The sequence below is a fragment of the Paracoccus sp. (in: a-proteobacteria) genome (genome assembly GCF_035556475.1).
Taxonomy (GTDB): Bacteria; Pseudomonadota; Alphaproteobacteria; order Rhodobacterales; family Rhodobacteraceae; genus Paracoccus.
The window spans coordinates 34488-56836 of sequence record NZ_DATMFA010000147.1 but is presented as its reverse complement, the minus strand read 5'-3'; the positions used below and the strand labels follow the sequence as shown (position 1 = coordinate 56836).

Here is a 22349-nt window from a genome sequence, read left to right as displayed (position 1 = left end):
GGCGCGGCCAAACTAGACCGTGGCGGCCGCCGGGGTCCAGTCCCCCCGCGCATGACCGCGCCAGAAGCGCCGCATCAGCAGGGCCGCGGCCACGGTCAGGCCCGCGACCAGCCCCATCCACAGCCCCTCCGGCCCAAGCCCCAGCCCGAACGCCAGACCATAGGCCACAGGCATTCCGACCAGCCAATAGCTGATCGCGGCAATCACCATCGGCACGCGCGTATCCTGCACCCCGCGCAAGAGACCAAGCCCGATCACCTGCAGCGCGTCGGTCAGCTGGAAAAGCGCCGCATAGAACATCAGCCGCACAGCAATGTCGATCAGGGCCGGCGTCTCGGGGTTACTGGCATCCAGATAGAACCCGACCAGCTGACGCGGGAAAAGCACGAAGGCCAGCACCGCCAGCAAGGCAAGGCCGATCGACAGCGCGGTCACGGTCACCGCGGCATCGCGCATCCAGCCGCTGTCGCCCCAGCCCTTCGCCTGCCCGATGCGGACCGTCGCGGCATTCGACATGCCAAGATGCACCATGAAGGTGATCGAGCTCAGCTGCAGCGCGATCCCATGCGCCGCCAGTTCGCGCGTGCCGATCCAGCCCATCATCACGTTCGAGCCGACGAACAGCCCGCCCTCGGCCAGCATGGTCAGCCCGATCGGCAGGCCCAGCACGAAAACATGGCGCAAATAGGTCCAGTCGGGCCGCCAGAAGCGCTGGAACAGATGGAACTTGCGCGCCGCCGGCAGCCAGGCGGCATAGGCGGTGATCGCGGCCAGTTGCAGGAATTGCACGACGACGGCGGCGATGGCCGCGCCCTCGACCCCCATTTCCGGCGCCCCGAGATTGCCGAAGATCAGCACCCAGTTCAGCACGATCACCAGCGGCAGCCCCGCCAGCGTGATCCAGAGGACGACCTGCGGCCGCTCCATCGCAGCAAGATAGCTGTTCAGCGTCAGCTGGCACAGCACGGCAAGCAGACCGAAGCCCGCGATGCGCAGATAGTCCTGCGCCAGCTCGGCGACGATGGGCGCCTGACCGATGGCCAGCAGGATCGCCTCGGAATGCCACAGCAAGGGCAGCACGATGATCGAGTAGATGATCGACAGCCACAGCGCCATCCGGGCCGAGCGGCGGACCTCGACCTCGTCATCGCGCGCGATGGCCGCCGCGATCAGGCCCATGACGCCGATGCCGAAGCCCATGCCCAGGAAGAACAGGATGTGAAAGAACGAAACCGCGATGACCAGCGCCGCCAGTTCGTTGACGCCATACCAGCCGACCATGATCGTATCGGCCACGCTGATCGCCATGCGCGCGAGGTGGCTGCCGACAAGCGGCAGGCCGAGCGCGAGGGTCGCGCGCAGATGCGGGGCGTAGCGGTCGAAATTCATTACCTTGCCTTATCCTTGGGCAATCATTCCGGCAAGTGGCAGGTCATGGTGTCTCAGGGCAGAATCTCCACCTCGGTCCCGATGGCGGCATGGGCAAAGATCTCCTCGATCTCGGCATTGGTCAGGGCGATGCAGCCGGCGGTCCAGTCGCCCTTGACCTTGTAGCCCTCGGCGATCTGGTTCGGCTGGCCGTGGATCATGATGTCGCCGCCCGGATCATAGCCGCCGTCGCGGGCCGCCTGCCGATGACGCTTCTGCGGATAGTCGAGGCCGAGCGATAGATGATAGGCGCTCTGCCGGTTCAGCCGGTCGATGCGGAAGATGCCCTCGGGCGTGCGGCCGTCGCCCTCGCGGCTCTTGTCGCCCTCGGGCGCAAAACCCAGCGCGATGGTGAAGAAACGCGGCGCGCCCTCGCGCTGCCAGACCGTCATGCGCCGTGCCGCCTTCTCGATCAGGATACGCTCGACGGGCGAGGCGATGGGCGGGGCCGGCGGGCGTGGCAGGGGCGGCAGGGTGATCCGCGGCAGGTCGGGCAAGCGGAACTCGGGCCAGCCGAAAGGCGGGATCCGCGGCCAGAACCAGCCATTTCCCGGCCGTTCCGGGGTCGCAGCGGGGCGCTCCTGCTCAGGCGACCAGAGAAGCCACAGCCCCCCAAGCAGCGTGACAAGGCAAAATGCCGAGAAAAGCGCCCCAAGCCGCTTCATTGCAGGTCGCCGAAGGCCTCCTTCAGGCGCGCCACCGCCTCGACCACGCGGGCGCGCGGCGTCGCGAGGTTGAAACGCAGGAAAGGCTCGCCCCCGGTGCCGAAAGTGCCGCCGTGGTTCACCGCGATCCGGGCGCCCCTCTCGACCCGGCGGGTGAACTCCTCGACCGTCATGCCGGTGCCCGAGAAATCGACCCATGCAAGATAGGTCGCCTCCAGCGGCATCGAGCGCAGGCCTGGAATGGCGTTCACCCCATCGTCGAAGATGCGCCGGTTGCCGTCGAGATAGGCGATCAGCTGGTCGACCCATTCCGCCCCTTCGGGGGAATAGGCGGCGGCGACCATCTCCGGCCCGAACATGCCGGGCGAGAGGCCGAGCGCCATCAGCTTCTGCTGCAGCGCCTTGCGCAGGCCCTCGTCGGCCACGATCATGTTGCCCAGATGCACGCCCGCAATGTTGAAGGTCTTGGTCGCCGCCGTCAGCATGATGAGCCGCGGCGCGATCTCGGGGACCGCATTCGCCATCACCACATGGCGCGGCGCGCCGGGCATCACCAGATCGTGGTGCACCTCGTCCGAGATCAGGATCAGGTCATGCGCCTCGCAGAAGGCGGCGACCTCGCGCAGTTCCTGCCGGGACCAGACGCGGCCGCCGGGATTGTGGGGCGAGCAGAGGATCATCAGCCTCTCGCGGCCGGTCATCCGCGCGCCCCAGCTCTCCCAGTCCATCCGGTACTGGCCGTCCTCGACGGCAAGGGGAAACTCGACCACCTCGCGGCCCGAGGCGCGGATGACGCGGGCAAAGCCGTGATAAACCGGCGTCATCAGAATCACCCCATCCCCCGGCTGGGTGAAGGTGTCGACGCAAACGCTGGTCGCATTGACGAGGCCATGCGCGTTCAGGATCCATTCCGGCTGGACCTCCCAATCGTGCCGGGTGCGCATCCACCAGCAGATCGCGTCGAGATAGGGACGGTTCATGCCCGGATAGCCGTAGATGCCATGCGCCGCCATCCGCTCGACCGCGCGTTGGACCGGGGCGGGCGGGCGGAAATCCATGTCCGCGACCCACATCGCGATCCCGTCCTCGGCGGAAATCCCGTAAACCGCCTGCATGTCGTCCCATTTCGAGCAGGTGGTGCCGGTGCGGTCGATGATCTCGTCGAAATCGGGTCTGGTCATGGTTTCACTCGCTATCTATTCGCCGGGCCACAATAGCGCCTTGTTGCGGAACGCCAAGCCATCCCCTAGATCACGCTCATGACATTGCGCAGCATCCTCATCCACCCCGATCCGCGGCTGAAAAAGCCTTGCGAACCCGTGGCCCGCATCACCCCCGAGATCGAGACTCTGGCCGCCGACATGCTGGCCACCATGTATGACGCGCCCGGCGTCGGCCTTGCCGCGCCGCAGGTGGGCGTGCTGTCGCGCCTCTACGTCATGGACTGCAACAAGGATCCCGAAGCCGAGCCGCAGCCCATGGTCATGGTCAATCCCGAGATCACCTGGACCTCGGAGGGGCTGAACACCTATGAGGAAGGCTGCCTCTCGATCCCCGACCAATATGCCGAGGTGACCCGCCCGGCCGAGGTCCGGGTCCAATGGCTCGGCCTCGACGGCAAGACCCATGAGCGCGAGTTCGACGGGCTCTGGGCGACCTGCGCCCAGCACGAGATCGACCACCTCGACGGCCGGCTGTTCATCGACTACCTGAGCCCGATGAAGCGCCAGATGATCACCCGCAAGATGGTCAAGCTGAAGCGCGACCGCGCCCGCGCCTGACCGATCCCGAAGGCGCCCCAATGACCGTCCGACCCTTCCTACCCTATACCGACCGCCGGTTGCACATGCCGGCCGAACCCGTGTCCGAGATCACCGAGACCGTCAGGATGATCTGGGACGACATGGTCGAGACGATGGACGCGATGCCCGGCGTCGGGCTGGCCGCGCCGCAAATCGGGATCATGCAGCGCCTTGCCGTGGTCGATGCCTCGGACAAGCGCGGTCAGGCCGTGCGCATGGCCAATCCCGAGATCCTGCACGCCTCGGTCCAGCTTCGCGCCCATGACGAGGCAAGCCCGAACCTGCCCGGCGTCTTTGCCCGGATCGAGCGACCGCGCGCCGTCACCATCCGCTTCCTCAATGAAAGCGGCGAGATCGAGGACCGGGACTTCGTCGGCCTCTGGGCCACCTCGGTCCAGCACCAGATCGACCATCTGAACGGCCGGATGTATGTCGACCACCTCTCGCCCCTGAGGCGCAAGATGATGGTCGCAAAGTCCGCGAAGTTGCAACGCGGCTGATCTCGCCGGACTTTCCTTTGTGATGGACGGGGGTTAACCTTCGCGGACGAACCGCCTCACGCGGGTCCGATCCTGAACGAAGGGGCCCAGTTCCGCATGGTTGCCGTATTTCCCCTGCTGGTGGGACTGCTGCTTGCAGCCGCCTCGCTTACCCCTTCGCTGATACCGCGCGACTGGATCCTGCAAGGGCTGCTTGCCGGGGTCTGCGCGGCTGCCGGCTATGTCATCACGGTGTTCCTGCTGGCGATCTGGCGCAGCCTGCAGATCCCCATGCTGCCGCGCCGCTGGGCGACGATCTGCCACGCCATCCTCAGCCTGCCGGTCCTTGCGCTGCTGGTCCGCTGCGTCGCCCTCTCGGACGACTGGCAGAACAGCATTCGCGAGCGGATGGAGATGGCGCCGCTGGAAGCGGCCAACACCATCAAGATGATGTTGCTCGCCTCGCTCATCTTCTTCGTGTTCTATGCGCTCGGCTGGGCGTTTCAGGGATTGTTCAACGTCCTGCGCGGCAGGCTTGCGCGCTATATCCCGGTGGCCAGTGCGAATGTGCTGGGTCTGATCATCGCCGCGCTGATCGTCTTCATCGTCACGCGCGACGGCGTGGTGAACTGGGCGCTGCGGGTCGCCGACCAATCCTATGCCGCGGCCCAGCACCTGACCGATCCCTCGATCCCGCCGCCGACCGAAAGCTGGCGCTCGGGCGGGCCGAACTCGCTCTCGGACTGGGATCTGATGGGCAAACCCGGCCGCGATTTCGTGCTGGGCGGCCCCCGCGCCGCCGCAATCGAGGCCTTCACCGGACGCCCCGCGCGCGAGCCGCTGCGGATCTATGTCGGCCTCGCGCAGGACCGCAGCGCCGAGACCCGCGCCCGGATCGCTTTGGACGAGATGCTGCGCACCGGCGCCTTCGATCGCAAGGTGCTGATCGTCAGCAGCCCGACCGGCACCGGCTGGATGGATCCGGCAAGCTATGATGCGCTCGAATACATGCATGACGGCGATGTCGCGACGGTGGCGGTGCAATATTCCTATCTGCAAAGCCCGCTCGCCCTGATCTTCGAGACAGATGCCGGGCTTGAGCAGGCGACCGCGACCATGCGCGCGGTCTATGACCATTGGCGCCACCTGCCGGCGGACAAGCGGCCCCGGCTTTACCTGCACGGCATTTCGCTCGGCGCATGGTCGTCCATGTATTCGCTGAACCTCTTCCAGATGATGAACGAGCCGGTCTCGGGCGCGTTCTGGGCCGGACCGCCCTTCCCCTCCGAATTGTGGCGGCAGGCCAATAACGCGCGCCGTCCCGGCAGTCCCTTCATCCTGCCCGAGGTGGATGACGGAGAGGTAATCCGCTATGCCAGCCAGTTCGACCCGCCCGACCGTTCCGGCCAGCCCTGGGGACGCATGCGCATCCTGTTCCTCCAGCATGCAAGCGACGCGATCGTCTTCTACAATCCCGCCTCGCTCTGGCGGGCGCCGGAATGGATGCGCGAGCCGACGGCGCCGGATGTCTCGCCCCTCCTCAGCTTCACCCCCATCGTGACCCAGTTCCAGCTTGCCGTGGACATGCTGGTCTCGACCACGACCCCGCCGGGCTTCGGCCATATCTACGATGCCGAGGAATATATCGACGGCTGGGTCTCGGTCAGCGCGCCCGAGGGCTGGACGGCCGAGGACACCGCCCGCCTCAAGGCGAAATGCGGCAAGGATGGCCTCCTCGGATGCGACAACCGCTGATCCTGCTGGCCCTTGCGGTATTCGTGGTGGCGGGGCTGCTGGCAGCCAATACCGCGCGGAACGCCGTCGGCTGGCAGCCGATCCTGCATAGCCCCATCGAGAGGGAGCGGATGCTGGCCGGAAGCTGGCGGGTGCTGCGCCCCTCGACCCCCGGTCCGCATCGGGCGGCGATCCTGCTTTCGGGCTGCGACGGGGTCCATGACAACATGGAATACTGGGCGCAGGTCATGCGCGCGCAAGGCCGCGCCGCGATCATCGTCGACAGCCACGCCCCGCGCCGGCTGAGCCGGGCGCAGGCATGGCGCGCGGTCTGCGCCGGCCAGATCCTGCCCGGAGCCGAACGGGCGGGCGATCTTGCCGTCGCGCTCTGGGCGCTGCGATACATGCCGGGCATCGACCCGAGCGAGGTCGTGGTGCTGGGCGCGTCCCATGGCGGCTGGTCCGCGATGGAGCTGATGGCGCGGCTGCCGAACGACGCGCCGCCGCCGGGACTGACCGAATGGCCCGCCCCGCCCGAGACGCTGGCCGCGCAGATCGGGCCGGTGATCCTGCTTTATCCCTATTGCGGCCTGATCAGCGGCGCGGGCGCGGGTCCATGGCCCAAGGGACCGCGCGGGCTGATGATCCTGGCCGAGCATGACCGCATCATCGACACCCCCGCCTGCCGCGACATGGCGGAGAGCCTGCGCGGGATGGGCGTGCCGCTGAAAACGGTCGTGCTCCCGGGCACCGATCACGGCTTCGACCAGCGCCAGCGCTCGGCGCTCTCGCCGCTGGAGTTCAACCTGCGCGCCCGCAACCGCGCGACCATGCTGGTCGAGGATTTCCTGCAAGATTTTGCATCTCCCCGTCCGGCCGGGATATGAAGCCCGCGTAACAGCAAGGATCAGGCCGATGCGCGTCGTCTTCATGGGAACCCCGGAATTTTCAGTCCCCGCGCTTCGCGCCATCGCCGCCCGGCATGAGGTGGCCGCGGTCTATTCCCAGCCGCCGCGCGCCGCCGGGCGCGGGCAGAAGCCCCGCCCCTCGCCCGTCCAGCGCGCCGCCGAGGAGCTGGGCCTGCCCGTCCTGACGCCCGCCCGGCTGAAATCGCCCGAGGATCAGGCCGGGTTCGCGGCGCTTGGCGCGGATGTCGCGGTGGTCGTGGCCTATGGCCTGATCCTGCCGCAGCCGATCCTCGATGCGCCGCGGCTGGGTTGCCTCAATATCCATGCCTCGCTGCTGCCACGCTGGCGCGGGGCCGCGCCGATCCATCGCGCGATCATGGCGGGGGATGCCGAAACCGGCGTCGCCATCATGCAGATGGAGGCGGGGCTGGATACCGGCCCGGTCGTCGCCGAGACGCGCATCGCGATCGGGCCCGAGGACACCACCGCCGACCTGCATGACCGCCTGTCGGCGCTGGGGGCAGAGCTGATCGTGGAGACTCTCGACCGCCTGCCCTTGCCCGCGGTTCCCCAACCGGCCGAGGGCGTGACCTATGCCCAGAAGATCGACAAGGCCGAGGCCCGCATCGATTGGACCCGCCCGGCAGCTGAGGTCGACCGCCAGATCCGCGGCCTCTCGCCCTTTCCGGGCGCATGGTGCCTGATTGGCGAGGAACGGGTGAAGCTCCTGCGCTCGCGGCTGGTCCAAGGATCGGGCGCGCCGGGCCGGGTGCTTTCATCCTTCACCATCGCCTGCGGCACGGGCGCCGTCGAGGTGCTGGAGGCGCAGCGCGAAGGCAAGCGCCCGATGCCCGCGGCCGAGATCCTGCGCGGCCTGACCCTGCCCGAGATCATCGGCTAACCCGTCAGGATTGCAGCATTTTCGTCACAACGCCCTGACAATCGCACAACCCCTGCGCGGAGGGTGGCCCAAGCCGTGATAGCTTGACGCGACTGCAATCGCCAAGGAGGTTTCCTGATGGACGAGTTGGTGCGCGTCATGTCCGCGAACTGGTGGGTGCTTCTGCTGCGCGGGATAGCGGCAATCCTGTTCGGGATCGTCGCCCTGTTGTTGCCGGGCCTCACGGTCTTTGTCCTGCTGTGGGTTTTCGGTGTCTATGCAATCTTTGACGGCCTGATGGCGGTGATCACCGCCGTCCAGCGCCGGAAATCCGATGATCGCTGGTGGGCCTGGGCGCTCGACGGCGTGCTTTCGATCGCGATCGGCCTGATGGCGCTGTTCTGGACCGGGGCGACGGCGCTCGCCTTCATCATCTGGATGGCGATCTGGGGCGTCATTGCCGGCATCTTCCGCATCGTCGCCGCAATCCGCCTGCGCAACGAGTTCAAGGGCGAATGGGAGCTGATCCTCAGCGGCGTCCTGCTGGTCGTCTGGGGCGTCTTGATGGCGATGCTGCCGGCGGCGGGGCTGCTCAGCATCGCCTGGCTGCTCGGGGTCTTCGCGATCCTGATCGGGATCACGCTGATCGCGCTGTCGCTGCGGCTGCGCAAGATGAAGCCGGCGATCTAGGTTCCGCGCGGCTTCGCCCGCATCGTCGGATCCGCCTCCAGCGGGTTTTCCGGCCAGGGATGGCGCGGATAACGGCCGCGCATGTCCTTGCGCACATCGGCATAGCCCCCGGCCCAGAAACCCGGCAGGTCGGTCGTCACCGCGATCGGCTTGCCCCCGGGCGAGAGCATCTGGATGCGCAGCGCCCGCCCGCCGATGACGGGATGGCGGGCAAGGCCGAAAAGCTCCTGCAGCTTCAGCTCGACCGAGGGCGTCTCGTGGTCATAGTCGATCGGCACCTTGCGGCCGAGCGGGGTGACGAAATGCGCGGGTGTGGCCTCGTCCAGCTGCCGCTGCCCGTCCCAGCCAAGCCGGGCGCGCAGCGGCTCCAGCAGGTCGAGGTTGCGCAGGTCCGATGCGGTCCGCGCCTTTCCCAGCCAGGGCAGCAGCCAGTCGGGATCGGCCAGCAGGCTCTCGTCATCGACCGGACCCAGTTCGGGAACCAGCGCGATGCGGGCGCGCAGCCGTGCGGCAGCCGGGCTCCAGTTCAGGCCGATGCCCCGCAACCCCTCCAGCGCGGCGGCGGCCAGCGCCTGCGGGTCGGGATCGTCCAGCGCCCGGTCGCCCAGCACCAGCGCGCCCAGCCGCTCCTGCCGCCTGGCGATGACGCGGCCCTCGCGGCGCGACCATTCGACGGATGCGACCGTCTCGATCCGATCGGCATAGAGCGCGCGAATGTCCTCCTCGTCGACGCTGACGGCCATGCGGATGCGGGCCTCGCGCGCATTGCCGTCCAGATCGGTCGCGACGATGAAGCGTGACGCCCCCAGCGCGTCCCCATCTGGCAGCACCGCCCCCTTGCCGCCCGACAGCACATAGCGCGGCTGATCGCCCTTGCGGCGCTGCCCGATCCGGTCGGGATAGGCCAGCGCCGCCATCGCGCCGGGGCTTGCCCCACGACCCTCGGGGGCAAGGCGGCGCAAGCGCGCGGCCTCGTCGCGGATGCGGTGCAGGCTGGCATGGTTCAGCGGCCAGGGGTGGCGGGACTCATAGGCGCGCGCGTCGCGGATCGCCTCCAGCCGCAGGCTCAGGTCGACGGGCGCGCCCTTCAGCGGGTCGCGATCGGCCATCAGCGCGGCCAACGGCGCAGCCCCCTTCCCCGACTGGACCAGCATATGCGCAAGCCGAGGATGCAGCGGCAGGGCCGCCAGCGCGCGGCCATGCGGAGTGATCCGCCCCGCCGCGTCGAGCGCGCCAAGATCGCGCAGCAAGGCCCGCGCCTCAGCCAAAGCCGCCTCGGGCGGCGGCGTCAGGAACGCCAATCCCTGCCCGTCCGATCCCCAATTCGCCAGCTCCAGCGCCAGCCCGGTCAGGTCAGCGACCGCGATCTCGGGCGGGGCGAAGGCGGGCAGCCCGCCCTCCTCGGCCCGCGACCACATCCGATAGCAGATGCCCGGAGCCACGCGACCGGCGCGACCACGCCGCTGCTCGACCTCGGCGCGGCTCACGCGCTCGGTCACGAGGCGGGACATGCCCGAGCCGGGATCGAAACGCGCCCGGCGCGCCCGCCCGGCATCGACCACCACCCGCACATCGGGAATGGTCAGCGAGGTCTCGGCGATCGAGGTCGCAAGAACGATCCGCCGCCGCCCCTGCCCCGGCTGCATCGCCGCGCGCTGCGCCTTGAAATCCATGGCGCCGAACAGCGGCACCACCTCGGGACGGGGGCCGATCAGCGCGGCGACCCGGCGGATCTCACCCTCGCCGGGCAGAAAGGCCAGGATGGTCCCGCCGGTGTCCCGCGTCGCCGCCTCGGCCTCGGCCACCAGTCGCGCGGCCTCGGCGACAAGGGGGATGCCCGCGGGCAGCGGACGTTCCAGCCAGCGGGTCTCGACCGGAAAGGCGCGACCTTCAGAGGTGATCACCGGCGCATCGTCCAGCAGCGCCGCGACCGGCCGGGCATCCAGCGTCGCGGACATCACCAGCAGCGCCAGATCGGGCCGCAGCGCCTGCCGCGCCTCCCACGCCAGAGCAAGGCCCAGATCGGCGTTCAGGCTGCGCTCGTGAAACTCGTCGAAGATGACGCAACCCACGCCCGAGAGTTCGGGATCGGACTGGAGCATCCGGGTCAGGATGCCTTCGGTCACGACCTCGATCCGGCGACCGGGCACGGCCTCGCCCCGGATGCGATAGCCGACGGTCTGGCCCAGCGCCTCGCCCAGCGTCTCGGCCATGCGCTCGGCCGCGGCGCGCGCGGCAAGGCGGCGCGGTTCCAGCATGACGATGCGGCCCGCGACCACGGGCAGCAGGGCCAGCGGCACGCGGGTCGTCTTGCCGGCGCCAGGCGGCGCCACCAGCACGGCGCGGCCATGCGCGGCAATCGCGGCGGTCAGTTCGGGAAGGGCGGCGTCGATCGGCAGGTCCATCCCCGCCTTATGGCAAAGCCCGCCCGCCGCGAAAAGGCCGGGGAAGCCAGCACCGGCAGGCCGCGACCGACTCGCCCAAGGGAAACGGGCATTATCGGAGCGGTCTGGCACTGAAGCCCGGTCACCCCTTCCACAGCTGACAGGCTTCCCCCTACAAATACATGACGGGTCTGCATATCTTGGGACACGCGGAACAGCACCGGGGACAGAATGGGTATCGGCGACGATCTGATGCAGGGGCTGGGGATCTCGGACCCGGTCATCCGTTTGGGCGTGACGGGATTGTCGCGGGCGGGCAAGACGGTGTTCATCACCTCGCTGGTCGCGAACCTTCTGGATCGCGGACGGATGACGGCGCTGCGGGCTGCGGCGGACGGGTCGCTGAAATCGGCATGGCTGCAACCCCAGCCCGACGATACCGTCCCTCGCTTCGACTATGAGCGCCACCTTGCCGCCATGACCGGCCCCGACCCGCATTGGCCCGAGGGGACGCGCCATGTCAGCCAGTTGCGCCTGTCCCTGCGCATCCAGCCGCGCGGGCTGCTTTCCGGCTGGCGTGGCCAGCAGGTGCTGCATCTGGATATCGTCGACTATCCGGGCGAATGGCTGCTGGACCTGCGGCTGATGGACAAGGATTTCGCCGAATGGTCGGCCGAGGTGCTGGACCGCATGCAGGGCCGTCCGGGCCGGGCCGAGTTTCAGGCCGCGCTGGACGGCTTCGACCGCACGCGGTTCGACGAGGCGGCGGCGCAATCCCTCGCCTCGGCCTATACGGCGCATCTGCACCTTGCCCGCGACGCCGGCTGGTCCGACTGCACGCCCGGCCGCTTCCTGATGCCGGGAGAACTTGAGGGCTCGCCCGCGCTGACCTTTGCCCCCCTGCCGGAGGAGTTCCGCGACAGCCCCGTCTGGCGCGAATTCGCGCGCCGCTTCGGGGCCTACAAGTCGCGCGTGGTGAAGCCATTTTTCCGCGAGCATTTCGCCCGGATCGACCGGCAGGTCGTCCTGATGGACGTCCTTGGCGCGATCCATGCCGGGCCGCAGGCGGTCGAGGACATGCGCCGCGCCATGGCCGATATCCTGACCGCCTTCCGCCCCGGCCGCGCGGGATGGCTGGCGCAGCTGCTGGGTTCGCGCCGGGTCGGGCGCATCCTTTTCGCCGCGACCAAGGCCGATCATCTGCACCACCTCCAGCATCCGCGCCTGACCGCGATCACCGGCGCCATGCTGCGCGAGGCCCGCGACCGCGCGGATTTCTCGGGCGCGCGGACCGAGGCCATGTCCATCGCCTCGCTCAGGACCACGACCGAGGAGATGATCCATCAGGATGGCGAGGATCTGCCTGCGGTGCGCGGCACGCTGATGGACGGGCGGCAGGCGGCCTTCTATCCGGGCGAGTTGCCCGCGAACCCGACCGAGCTGCTGGTCCATGCCCGGCAAGGAGCCGAGCGCTGGCTGGACGGCGATTACGCGATCATGGATTTCGCCCCCGCCCCCGGAACCTTGCGGCCGGGTGACGGCCCGCCGCATATCCGGCTGGACCGGGCGGCCGAGTTCCTGATCGGCGACCAGATCTGAGGATGAGGCGCAATGTCCGAACCACCTAAAAGACGCGGCCCGGTCCTGATCGAAATGGGCGACAGCCCCCGGCCTTCCGAGGGTGAAGCGCCGGCAGCGGCACCCAGCGGCCCGGATCCCGTGACGCGGCTTCAACCCGCGCCCGCCGCGGCGGACAGGCGCAGCCGCCGCGCCCCCCGCAGCGAGCCGCGCGAGGGCGAGGCTGCCCCCTCGCCCGCCGACGCCCCGATGATCGACGACGTGCCGCTGACCCTGCCGCAGCCGCGCACCATGCAGCTTGTCGCCCGGCTGGCTGGCGCGGGGCCGTCGAAGCTGACGCGGTTCTTCCTGAATACCGGGGTGGCGCTGTTCACCTTCCTGCTGTCGGTCGCGGCGCTGCGCTATCTGAGCGACCTGCTGAAAACCTATCCGCTGCTTGGCTGGATCGGTCTGGTCCTGATGGTGCTGTTCTGCCTTGCGGCGCTGGCGATGGCGTGGCGGGAATACCGGGCCTGGTCGCGCTTTGCCGCGATCGACGGCATCAACCGCGCCGCCGGGGCCGCGATGGCCTCGGGCGATGTGAAGGCAGCGCAGGAGGTGGTCGGCAGGCTCGAGCATCTCTATCGCGGACGGCCGGAGCTTGACTGGGGAAGGAAGCGGCTGGCCGAGCGCAAGGGCGAGGCCTATGAGGCGGCGACCCTGATCGCCATGGCCGAGACCGAGCTTCTGGCGCCGCTGGACCAGCAGGCGCGGCGCGAGATCGAGGCCGCCGCGCGCACCGTCGCCGCCGCGACGGCGCTGATCCCGCTGGCGCTGGCCGATGTCATCGCAGCACTCGCCGCCAATCTGCGCATGATCCGCCGCATGGCCGAGATCTATGGCGGGCGCGCCGGCGCTGTCGGCGGCTGGCGGCTGGCCCGCACAGTGATGACCCATCTGGTCGCCACCGGCGCCGTCGCCGCGGGCGACGACCTGATCCACACCGTCGCCGGGGGCGGGATCCTCGCCCGCGTCTCGAAGCGCTTTGGCGAGGGGGTGGTGAATGGCGCCCTGACGGCCCGCGTCGGCATCGCCGCGATGGAGGTCTGCCGCCCCCTGCCCTTCATCCAGCAGCCGCGTCCGAAGGTCGGAAACCTGATCGCGCGAGGCCTGAAGGGGCTTTTCGGGGAAGACGAGGCGAAGTGAGCGCCCGGTCGGGGCGTCGCATGAGTATTTGGGGAACAGAGAAGCGCGGGACGGTTCATTCGTCCACGTCCTTGCGGTAACCTCGGGCCATGACATCGCGCCGCCCTGATCTGATCCTTTTCGTGCTGGTCCTTGGCCTCGGGCTGCTGGCCTGGGGGCGGGACCGGCTGGACGACTGGGTTGCGGCGACCGAGATGCCGGCGCTGAATGTTCCGGTGGGCGTCGAGGTGCTGGCGCGGGATGGCAGCCTGCTTCGCGCCTTTCAGGTCGCGGATGGCCGCTGGCGGCTGGATGCGGGCAATGTCGATCCGCTGTTCCTCGACATGCTGGTGCTGTGGGAGGACCGGCGCTTTCAACGCCATCACGGCGTCGATCCGATTGCGGGGCTGCGGGCGGGCGGGCAGGCGATCCGGCATGGGCGCGTCGTCTCGGGCGGGTCGACCCTGACCATGCAGGTCGCGCGGCTGGTCGAGGAGGGTCCGACCGGCGAATGGGCCGGCAAGCTGCGGCAGGTCCGGCTGGCGCTGGCGCTGGAGCGGCGGCTGTCGAAGCGCGAGATCCTGGACCTCTACCTGCGGCTTGCGCCCTATGGCGCGAATGTCGAAGGCATCCGCGCCGCGAGCCTGCAATGGTTCGGCAAGGAGCCGCGTCGCCTGAGCCCGGCCGAGGCCGCCTTGCTGGTCGCCCTGCCGCAATCGCCCGAGACGCGCCGGCCGGATCGTTTCCCGCAGGCCGCGCTGGCGGCGCGGAACCGGGTGCTGGAGCGCGCGGGCCGGGCGGGCCTGCTGTCGGCGCGCGATACCCAGGCGGCGATGGCCGAGCCGGTGCCGCGGGCGCGGCGTGCCTTTCCCGCCCGCGCGCCGCTGCTTTCGGCGCGGCTTTTGCGCGAGAATCCGGGCGCCGGGCGGATCGAGACCACGATCGACCCGGCCTTGCAGCGCCGGGCCGAGGATCTGGCGCGTCGCGCCGTTCGCGGCAGTGGCCACGGTCTTTCCGCCGCGATCCTGCTGGCCGACCACCGGAGCGGCGAGATCCTTGCCGATGTGGGCGCCGCCGAATGGTCCGACACCGGCTCGGCGGGTTACGTCGACATGACCCGCGCCTGGCGCTCGCCCGGATCGACGCTGAAGCCCTTCGTCTATGGCCTTGCCTTTGACGAGGGGCTGGCCCATCCCGAGACGCTGATCGAGGACCGGCCCACCGCCTTCGGCCGCTGGCAGCCGCAGAATTTCGACCATCTGTTCCGCGGCACCGTGAGCCTGCGGCAAGCCCTGATCTGGTCCCTGAACATTCCCGTGGTGAAACTGGCCGAGGCGCTGGGACCGAACCGGATCGCCCAGAGCCTGCGACGGGGCGGGGTCGCGCTCAGCCTGCCGGGCGAGGCGCCGGGTCTTGCCTTGGTGCTGGGCGGGGGCGGCGTCACGCTGGAGGGGCTGGCCACCGGCTATGCGGCGCTGGCGCGGGGCGGGCGCGGCATCGGGCTTTCGACGCTGCCGGGCGGGGCGGGGGAGCTGCCCTCGGCCATGTTCGGGCCGGTCGCGGCCTGGCAGGTCGGCAATGTCCTGGCGGCGAACCCGGCGCCGCATGGCGCGCGGCTGCGGCCGATGGCCTACAAGACCGGCACCTCCTATGGTCATCGGGATGCGCTGGCCGTGGGGTTCGACGGCGCGCATGTCGGCGCGGTCTGGCTGGGGCGGCCCGACGGCACCCCGGTTCCCGGCGCCTTCGGCGGCGATCTTGCCGCGCCGGTGCTGTTCGACCTTTTCGACGCCTTGCCGGGGGTGCCGCTGCCACCCCCGCCGCCACAGGCGCTGACCGTTCCGAACAGCGCCCTGCCCCTGCCGCTGCGCCGCTTCGCCCCGGCGGGCGAGGCGAGCCGGCGGGCCACCGATCCTGCCGGTCCCGATGCCCTCGCCCTGGTCTTTCCCCCGGACGGCGCGACGATCGAGGCCGGGAACAGCCTGCCCGTCCGGGCACGGGGCGGGCGTGGCCCCTGGACCTTCCTGCTGAACGGCGCCCCGGCGGGGCTTGCGCTGCCACGACCCGAGGGCCTGCTGCCCTCGCCCGGTCCGGGCTTTGTTCAATTGTCGGTCATCGACGCCGCCGGCGCCTCGGCGAATGCAACCATCTGGCTGCATTCGCCGGATTTGACACCGCGCTGAGGCGTGCTGCCCTTTTTCCCGACGCCGGCTTGCGACATATCTGCTTCATGCTACGCGTAGATGATCATGTAACGATTCAGGAATGGGAACTGTCCGAGCAGTTCAGCCGTTCTCAGGGGCCTGGCGGACAGAACGTGAACAAGGTCGAAACCGCGGTCGAGCTGCGTTTCGAGGCCGAGCGTTCCCCGAATCTGTCCCCGGCGGTCAAATCCCGCCTGCGCAAGCTTGCGGGGCGGCGCTGGACGCAGGATGGCGCTATCCTGATCCGGGCCGAGGAGACCCGGAGCCAGCTTCGCAACCGGGAAATCGCCCGCGAGCGGCTGGTCGAACTGGTGCGCCAGGCCCTGGTCGCGCCGCGCAAGCGGATCGCGACCAAGCCGACGCTTGGCAGCCAGAAACGGCGTCTTGCGGCAAAAACACAAAGAGGGACGGTCAAGTCCCTGCGCGGAAGGCTTCGTGGGGCTGAGGAGGACGAGTGAAGGGGAGTTTCCGAGACAGGCTGGAACGGCTTCTGGGGCGCAAGCCGCCGGACATGCAGGTCGCGGCGCTGTGCCGCGACAGCCGGACGGGCAAGGTCCTGCTGGTGACCAGCCGTGGCACCGGCCGCTGGATCGTGCCCAAGGGCTGGCCGATGCCCGGCCGCAGCCTCGCCGATGCCGCCATGCAGGAGGCATGGGAGGAAGCCGGCGTGCAAGGCGAGGTCGATCAGGTCGCGATCGGCAGCTATCACTATGACAAGCTGCAGGACCGGGGCTTCGCGGTTCCGGTCGACGTGCATGTCTTTGCCGTGAACGTGCACTCCCTCGCCGACGACTTCCCCGAGGCGGCCGAGCGCACGCGCGGCTGGTATGATCCCGCCCGCGCGGCCGAGCTTGTCGCCGAGGCCGGGTTGAAGAAGCTGCTGGCCGCCCTGCCCGCCCCGTCCGGTCAGCAGGGCTGACATGGACCGGGACGAGCGCGAATACCGCATCCTCGACAAGGATCTGAGCCGGATGACCAATGCCGAGCGCGCCGCCATGGCCGCCGCGCGCCCGCGGGTCCGGTTCGGAATCGCGGTGGTCTTCGTCGCCGCCATGGCCGAGCTGGTCGCGGCGGCGGTAGCGGGCCAGCCTGCCTTGGGGATCATGGCCGCCGCCGTCGCGATCGCGATCTATCTGGCGCTGTCGATCGGGGCCAATGACGTCGCGAACGCGCTTGGTCCCGCCGTCGGCGCGGGCGCTATCGGGCTGGCCAAGGGCCTGATCCTCGTCGCGCTGATGGATGTGCTGGGCGCCGTTCTGGCCGGAGAGGCCGTCACCCTTACCCTGACCGAGGGGCTGGTCGGCGAAACCATCGGACAGGGCCAGCCGACGGCGATGATGATGCTGGCCGCGCTGATCGGCGCGGCAAGCTGGATCAGCCTCGCGACATGGATGAACGCGCCGGTCAGCACCACCCATTCAGTCGTCGGCGCGATCGCCGGCGCGGGTATCGCGGCCTTTGGTCCCGGCGCGGTCAACTGGGAGGCGATGGCGGTGATCGCGCTTGGCTGGGTCATCTCTCCGATCATATCGGGGCTTCTGGCTGCGCTGATCCTGTCGAGCCTTTACAGCCACGTTCTGGAAAAGGCCGACCCGATCCCCTCGGGGCGGAACTGGCTGACGATGCTGGTCGCGGTGACGATCGGACTGCTGATCGCGCTGGCCGCGACCTCGTTCCAGTCGCTGTCCTGGGTCGCCGTGCTGCTGCTCTCGCTCGTCGGGGCGGGATTGGGGGCGGCTTATGCCCATATCACGCTTGGCAGGCAGATCGCGGCGCATGCCGGGCAGAAACTGGCGTTGAAGAACCTGCTTGGCCTGCCGCTGGTCGCGACGGCGCTGGTCATGGGCTTTGCCCATGGCGCCAACGACACCTCGAACGTCGCGGCCCCGCTGACCATCGTGCTGCAGCACATTCCGGGGACGGATGGAAAACCTCTGGGCATGCAGACGGTGCTGCTGCTCTCGGGCATGGGGATCGCGGTCGGGATCGTCCTGTTCGGCGGCCAGCTCGTCAACATGGTCGGCAGCCGGATCACCCGGCTGAACCCCTCGCGCGCGCTTTGCATCTCGCTTGCGACGGCGCTGACGGTTCTGGGCTTCTCGATCCTCGGCCTGCCGGTCTCGACCACCCATGTCGCGATCGGGGGCGTCTTTGGCGTCGGCTTCTATCGCGAATGGCGCGACCGGCGGATCGCCAAGAAGCGCGCGCCGATGCCGGACGAGGAAGTGCGCCGCCGCCATCTGGTCCGGCGCTCATATGTGCGGACCATCCTTGGCGCATGGCTGATCACCGTGCCGGTGAACGCCTCGCTTGCCGCCGTGCTGGTCCTGCTGCTGCAGGTCTAGGCCCGCGAGGCGCACGACCCTACCAATCCCCCGCGCCATGGGGTAAGGGACGCGCAAACCCGACGGAGCCGCGACATGAAATTCACCCTCTCCTGGCTCAAGGAGCATCTCGACACCACCGCCTCGCTCGACGAGATCACCGAGGCGCTGACCGATCTCGGCCTCGAGGTCGAGGGCGTCGCCGACCCGGCTTCGAAACTGAAGTCATTTACCCTCGCCAAGGTGCTGGAGGCCGTCCAGCATCCCGACGCCGACCGCCTGCGGGTCTGCAAGGTGATGACCGACGAGGGCGAGAAGCAGATCGTCTGCGGCGCACCGAATGCGCGGGCCGGAATCACCGTCGTTCTGGCGAAGCCGGGCGATTATGTTCCGGGCATCGACGTGACCCTTGGCGTCGGGAAGATCCGCGGCGTCGAGAGCCACGGCATGATGGCCTCGGAACGCGAGCTTGAGCTGTCCGAAGAGCATGACGGCATCATCGAACTGCCCTCGGGCGAGGTGGGCGAGAAATTCGTCGACTGGCTTTCGGCGAACCGCCCCGAGGCGGTCGATCCGGTCATCGAGATCAAGATCACCCCGAACCGTCCCGACGCATTGGGCGTGCGCGGCGTGGCTCGCGACCTTGCGGCGCGCGGCCTTGGCACGCTGAAACCCGAAAAGACCGCCACGGTCGCGGGCAGCTTCGCCTCGCCCATCAAGGTGGTGATCGCGCCGGAAGTGGCCGCGAAGGCCCCCTTCTTCTCGGGTCGCGTGATCCGTGGCGTCAGGAACGGCCCCTCGCCCGAATGGCTGCAAAAGCGCCTGACGGCGATCGGTCTGCGCCCGATCAACACGCTCGTGGACATCACCAACCTCTTCACCTTCGACCTGAACCGCCCGCTGCATGTCTTCGACGCGGACAAGGTCAAGGGCGACCTGCATGTCCGCCCCTCGACCGAGGGCGAGGAACTGCTGGCGCTGGACGGCAAGACCTATGCCTTCGCCCCCGGCACCATGATCATCGCGGATGAGAACGGCCCCGAAAGCATCGCCGGCATCATGGGCGGCGAGCATTCCGGCTGCTCGGACGAGACGGTCAACGTCTTCCTCGAAAGCGCCTATTGGGATCCGATCGCCATTGCGACGGTGGGCCGGGCGCTGAAGATCAGTTCCGACGCCCGCTATCGGTTCGAGCGCGGCGCCGACCCCGCCTTCACCCGGCCGGGGCTGGAGCTTGCAACGCAGCTGATCCTCGACCTCTGCGGCGGCGAGGCGTCGGAGGTGGTGACGGCGGGCAGCGTTCCCGACACCACCCGCAGCTATACGCTGGAGCCGGCCCGCGTCGTCAGCCTTGTCGGCATGGAGATCCCCGAGGCCGAGCAGCGCCGCACGCTGGAGGCCCTTGGCTTCCGCCTTGAAGGCAATGAGGCTTTCGTCCCCTCCTGGCGCCCGGATGTGCAGGGCAGCGCCGATCTGGTCGAGGAGGTTGCCCGCATCGCCTCGCTGACGAAGCTTCAGGGCCAACCCCTGCCCCGTCCGCAAGCAGGCGTGCCGAAGCCGGTCCTGACGCCCCTGCAAGCGCGCGAAAAGGCGGCGCGGCGCATGGCCGCGAGCCTTGGCTACAATGAATGCGTCACCTACAGCTTCATCGACCGCGAGGCGGCAGAGCTTTTCGGCGGCGGGCAGGACGCCCTTCGGATCGAGAACCCGATCAGCAGCGAGATGACGCATATGCGTCCTGACCTGCTGCCCGGCCTGCTGGCCGCAGCCGCCCGCAATCAGGCGCGCGGCTTCATGGACCTCGCCCTCTTCGAATGCGGGCCGGTCTTTTCGGGCGGTGAACCGGGAGAGCAGGATCTGCACCTTTCCGGCATCCTCGTGGGTGCGACGGCACCGCGCGATCCCTTCGCCTCGCGCCGCAAGGCCGACATCTATGACGCCAAGGCCGATGCCGAGGCGATCCTGCAGATCATCGGCGCGCCCGCCAAGGCCCAGATCAACCGCAAGCTGGACGGCTGGTGGCATCCCGGCCGCGCCGGCAATATCGCGCTCGGTCCGAACGCGCTTGCGACCTTTGGCGAGGTTCACCCGAAGATCCTGCGCCATTTCGGCATCAAGGGCGCGGTGGTGGGCTTCACGATCCGCATCGCCGCGGTGCCGCTGCCCAAGGTCAGGACGCCCTCGCGTCCCGCGCTGGTCCTGTCGGACCTGCAGGCGGTCGAGCGCGACTTCGCCTTTGTCGTCGATGCGGGCGTCGAGGCGCTGACGCTGGTGAATGCCGCAGCCGGCGCCGACAAGGCGCTGATCGAGAAGGTTTCGGTCTTCGACCAGTTCACCGGCCTCGAAGGCGGCAAGAAATCCATCGCCATCACCGCCCGCCTGCAACCGAAGGACAAGACCCTGACCGATGCCGAGATCGAAGCGGTTTCGGCCAAGATCGTCGAGAAGGTCACCAAGGCGACCGGCGGCACGCTGCGGGGGTAATGGGCCCCACTCCCCCTGGGTTGCGCTTGGGCGCATCCGGGGGGTGCCCGGCGTAAGCGCGCGGGGCTTACGCTGGCAAGGAGGAGCTATGGATCAACCAGAGCGAGAAGTGATGCTGGCGAGCATTTCGGCCGCTTTGGCAGAGCTTGAAGCGTCAGGGGATATCGTCATCTGCACGGCCACACCCCGGATCCCCGCGACAAGGCTTTATGAAGCAATCAGGGCGGAGATGATGGAAACGCCCCTTACTGGACAAGAGCTTCGGGGCTTGGGAGAGCTCATCCGCGAGGTGCTTTATGGCGGCGCTCTCTCGGCAGAGGAATTGGCGACCCGGACGGGTTTGTCTGCGGAAGAGTTCGAAGCTATTCGCAAGAAGCTCCCCCGGGAATGATTGCTCCGTCCCGCATCGGTGGATCGAGCCCATAGCCGCCGATCAGTTTACGTATCTCCCTTAACAGGATCTGCGCCTCATCACGCTGGCGCTCGGTTCTATCGGCTTCCATCAGGACAGGACGAAGATGATACTCGAGCAGAAAGAGCCGATCTTGTGGTATCGAAGGCAGAAGTTTGGAGATGTGCTTTATCATCTGAGACAGCGAAGTCGCCTTCTCCAGCCATTGATATCCACTAGCAGAAGCAAATGGAATTTTTCCGGTTAGGTAGTAGCTAAGCAAAGCTTCTTGCTCCGCTACAGCCCATGAGCGATGAGCAACAGAGCGAGGCAGGCTCGGACGGTTTTGCACAAGCCACTCGAACGCTTCTGGTGAACTCAGACCGCGCAGTTGGTAGATTTCATCTCGGAGAGCCTGATCCACGGATTTATTACCTCACATCGCTATGCTGACTGTCCGCATCGTCCGCGCAGCCGACGCGCCCCCTCACCCAAAAAACGCCCCGGCCCTCCAGCCGGGGCATTGGCCATTCACTCAGCCCCGACCACCAGCCCGCGCTGGACGGCGGGGCGGGCAAGGAAGCGATCCAGATAGGCCTGGACATTGGCAAAGCCGTCCATCCCGGTTTCCGTCTCGGCCTCGTAGTTCACGCGCACGGTGCGCAGCCAGGGGGCGACGGCCATGTCGGCGATGGAATATTCGCCGGTGATCCAGTCCCTGCCCTCAAGCTGGCGGTCAAGGACGCCCAGCAGCCGCCGCGCCTCGTTGTAATAGCGGGTGCGCGGGCGCGGATCCTCGATCTCCTTGCCCTTGTAGCGGTGGAAGAAGCCGACCTGACCGAACATCGGCCCGACGCCGCCCATCTGCCACATCAGCCACTGGATGGTGTGATAGCGCGCCGCCCCCTTGCGCGGCAGGAACTTGCCGGTCTTGTCGCCCAGATAGATCAGCATCGCCCCGGTCTCGAACAGCCCGATCGGCTCTCCGTCCGGCCCGTTCGGGTCGATCATCGCGGGGATCTTGTTGTTGGGGTTCAGCGACAGGAATTCGGGCGTGAACTGGTCCTCGGGATCGCCGATGCTGATATGGTGCGCGTCATAGTCGAGGCCGCATTCCTCAAGCATGACCGAGGTCTTGATCCCGTTCGGCGTGTTCAGCGTGTAAAGCTGGATGACCTCGGGGCGCACAGGCGGCCAGCGACGGGTGATCGGAAAGTCGGAAAGAGTAGACATT

General features: G+C 68.4%; 20 protein-coding genes. 14 read left to right on the top strand and 6 right to left on the bottom strand.

The window, feature by feature from the left end:
- Nucleotides 1-12 precede the first annotated feature (12 nt).
- From VNQ78_RS21475 to VNQ78_RS21465, 3 genes are read right to left on the bottom strand one after another with little or no spacing between them, the layout of a single operon-like run.
- Nucleotides 13-1389, bottom strand: coding sequence for an MATE family efflux transporter (locus VNQ78_RS21475; RefSeq protein WP_325694165.1), 1377 nt, complete (start codon nt 1387-1389; stop codon nt 13-15).
- Between the two features lie 53 nt (nt 1390-1442).
- The gene (locus VNQ78_RS21470; protein ID WP_325694162.1) at nt 1443-2093 is read right to left on the bottom strand and encodes a L,D-transpeptidase family protein; all 651 of its coding nucleotides are present in this window, start codon (nt 2091-2093) and stop codon (nt 1443-1445) included.
- Nucleotides 2090-3274: a MalY/PatB family protein gene (locus VNQ78_RS21465; RefSeq protein ID WP_325694160.1), complete on the bottom strand. Its 1185-nt coding sequence runs from the start codon at nt 3272-3274 to the stop codon at nt 2090-2092. The genes VNQ78_RS21470 and VNQ78_RS21465 overlap by 4 nt, the downstream gene beginning before the upstream one ends.
- 78 nt (nt 3275-3352) lie before the next feature.
- Between VNQ78_RS21465 and def (VNQ78_RS21460) the strand changes: the two genes are divergently transcribed.
- From def (VNQ78_RS21460) to VNQ78_RS21435, 6 genes are all read left to right on the top strand, one after another.
- The gene (gene def / locus VNQ78_RS21460) at nt 3353-3874 is read left to right on the top strand and encodes a peptide deformylase (protein WP_325694158.1); all 522 of its coding nucleotides are present in this window, start codon (nt 3353-3355) and stop codon (nt 3872-3874) included.
- Nucleotides 3875-3894: 20 nt separating this feature from the next.
- Nucleotides 3895-4395 (top strand): peptide deformylase, encoded by a 501-nt coding sequence (gene def, locus VNQ78_RS21455; protein ID WP_325694156.1) that lies wholly within the window; start codon nt 3895-3897, stop codon nt 4393-4395.
- A 96-nt stretch (nt 4396-4491) separates the two neighbouring features.
- Complete coding sequence (locus VNQ78_RS21450; protein ID WP_325694152.1) at nt 4492-6129, top strand: alpha/beta hydrolase; 1638 nt, start codon at nt 4492-4494, stop codon at nt 6127-6129.
- A complete protein-coding gene (locus VNQ78_RS21445; protein WP_325694149.1) occupies nt 6114-6995 on the top strand; it encodes a dienelactone hydrolase family protein in 882 nt (293 codons plus the stop codon). The genes VNQ78_RS21450 and VNQ78_RS21445 overlap by 16 nt, the downstream gene beginning before the upstream one ends.
- Nucleotides 6996-7023: 28 nt before the next feature.
- A complete protein-coding gene (gene fmt, locus VNQ78_RS21440; protein ID WP_325694146.1) occupies nt 7024-7917 on the top strand; it encodes a methionyl-tRNA formyltransferase in 894 nt (297 codons plus the stop codon).
- Nucleotides 7918-8034: 117 nt separating this feature from the next.
- Nucleotides 8035-8586: an HdeD family acid-resistance protein gene (locus VNQ78_RS21435; RefSeq protein WP_325694143.1), complete on the top strand. Its 552-nt coding sequence runs from the start codon at nt 8035-8037 to the stop codon at nt 8584-8586.
- Here the strand turns inward: VNQ78_RS21435 and hrpB are convergent.
- On the bottom strand, nt 8583-10991 hold the full coding sequence (gene hrpB, locus VNQ78_RS21430; RefSeq protein ID WP_325694141.1) for an ATP-dependent helicase HrpB: 2409 nt from the start codon (nt 10989-10991) through the stop codon (nt 8583-8585). The genes VNQ78_RS21435 and hrpB overlap by 4 nt on opposite strands.
- Before the next feature lie 210 nt (nt 10992-11201).
- On the opposite strand from hrpB, the gene VNQ78_RS21425 reads away from it, so the two are divergent.
- From VNQ78_RS21425 to VNQ78_RS21390, 8 genes are all read left to right on the top strand, one after another.
- Nucleotides 11202-12569, top strand: coding sequence for a YcjX family protein (locus VNQ78_RS21425; RefSeq protein WP_325694138.1), 1368 nt, complete (start codon nt 11202-11204; stop codon nt 12567-12569).
- A gap of 12 nt (nt 12570-12581) precedes the next feature.
- Complete coding sequence (locus VNQ78_RS21420; RefSeq protein ID WP_325694136.1) at nt 12582-13733, top strand: TIGR01620 family protein; 1152 nt, start codon at nt 12582-12584, stop codon at nt 13731-13733.
- A gap of 89 nt (nt 13734-13822) precedes the next feature.
- A complete protein-coding gene (gene pbpC / locus VNQ78_RS21415) occupies nt 13823-15895 on the top strand; it encodes a penicillin-binding protein 1C (RefSeq protein ID WP_325694133.1) in 2073 nt (690 codons plus the stop codon).
- A gap of 47 nt (nt 15896-15942) precedes the next feature.
- The gene (gene arfB / locus VNQ78_RS21410) at nt 15943-16374 is read left to right on the top strand and encodes an alternative ribosome rescue aminoacyl-tRNA hydrolase ArfB (RefSeq protein WP_325694130.1); all 432 of its coding nucleotides are present in this window, start codon (nt 15943-15945) and stop codon (nt 16372-16374) included.
- Nucleotides 16371-16835, top strand: a complete 465-nt coding sequence (locus VNQ78_RS21405) for an NUDIX hydrolase (protein ID WP_325694127.1) — start codon at nt 16371-16373, stop codon at nt 16833-16835. Before arfB ends, VNQ78_RS21405 begins: the two co-directional genes overlap by 4 nt.
- A gap of 1 nt (nt 16836) precedes the next feature.
- Nucleotides 16837-18261: an inorganic phosphate transporter gene (locus VNQ78_RS21400; protein ID WP_325694124.1), complete on the top strand. Its 1425-nt coding sequence runs from the start codon at nt 16837-16839 to the stop codon at nt 18259-18261.
- Between the two features lie 75 nt (nt 18262-18336).
- Nucleotides 18337-20724, top strand: a complete 2388-nt coding sequence (gene pheT, locus VNQ78_RS21395; RefSeq protein ID WP_325694121.1) for a phenylalanine--tRNA ligase subunit beta — start codon at nt 18337-18339, stop codon at nt 20722-20724.
- Nucleotides 20725-20812: 88 nt separating this feature from the next.
- The gene (locus VNQ78_RS21390) at nt 20813-21115 is read left to right on the top strand and encodes a hypothetical protein (RefSeq protein WP_325694119.1); all 303 of its coding nucleotides are present in this window, start codon (nt 20813-20815) and stop codon (nt 21113-21115) included.
- On the opposite strand, the gene VNQ78_RS21385 is transcribed toward VNQ78_RS21390, so the two are convergent.
- A complete protein-coding gene (locus tag VNQ78_RS21385) occupies nt 21087-21539 on the bottom strand; it encodes a hypothetical protein (protein WP_325694116.1) in 453 nt (150 codons plus the stop codon). The two genes, VNQ78_RS21390 and VNQ78_RS21385, sit on opposite strands and share 29 nt — an antisense overlap.
- Before the next feature lie 107 nt (nt 21540-21646).
- Nucleotides 21647-22348 (bottom strand): glutathione S-transferase C-terminal domain-containing protein, encoded by a 702-nt coding sequence (locus VNQ78_RS21380; protein ID WP_325694114.1) that lies wholly within the window; start codon nt 22346-22348, stop codon nt 21647-21649.
- Nucleotide 22349 lies beyond the last annotated feature (1 nt).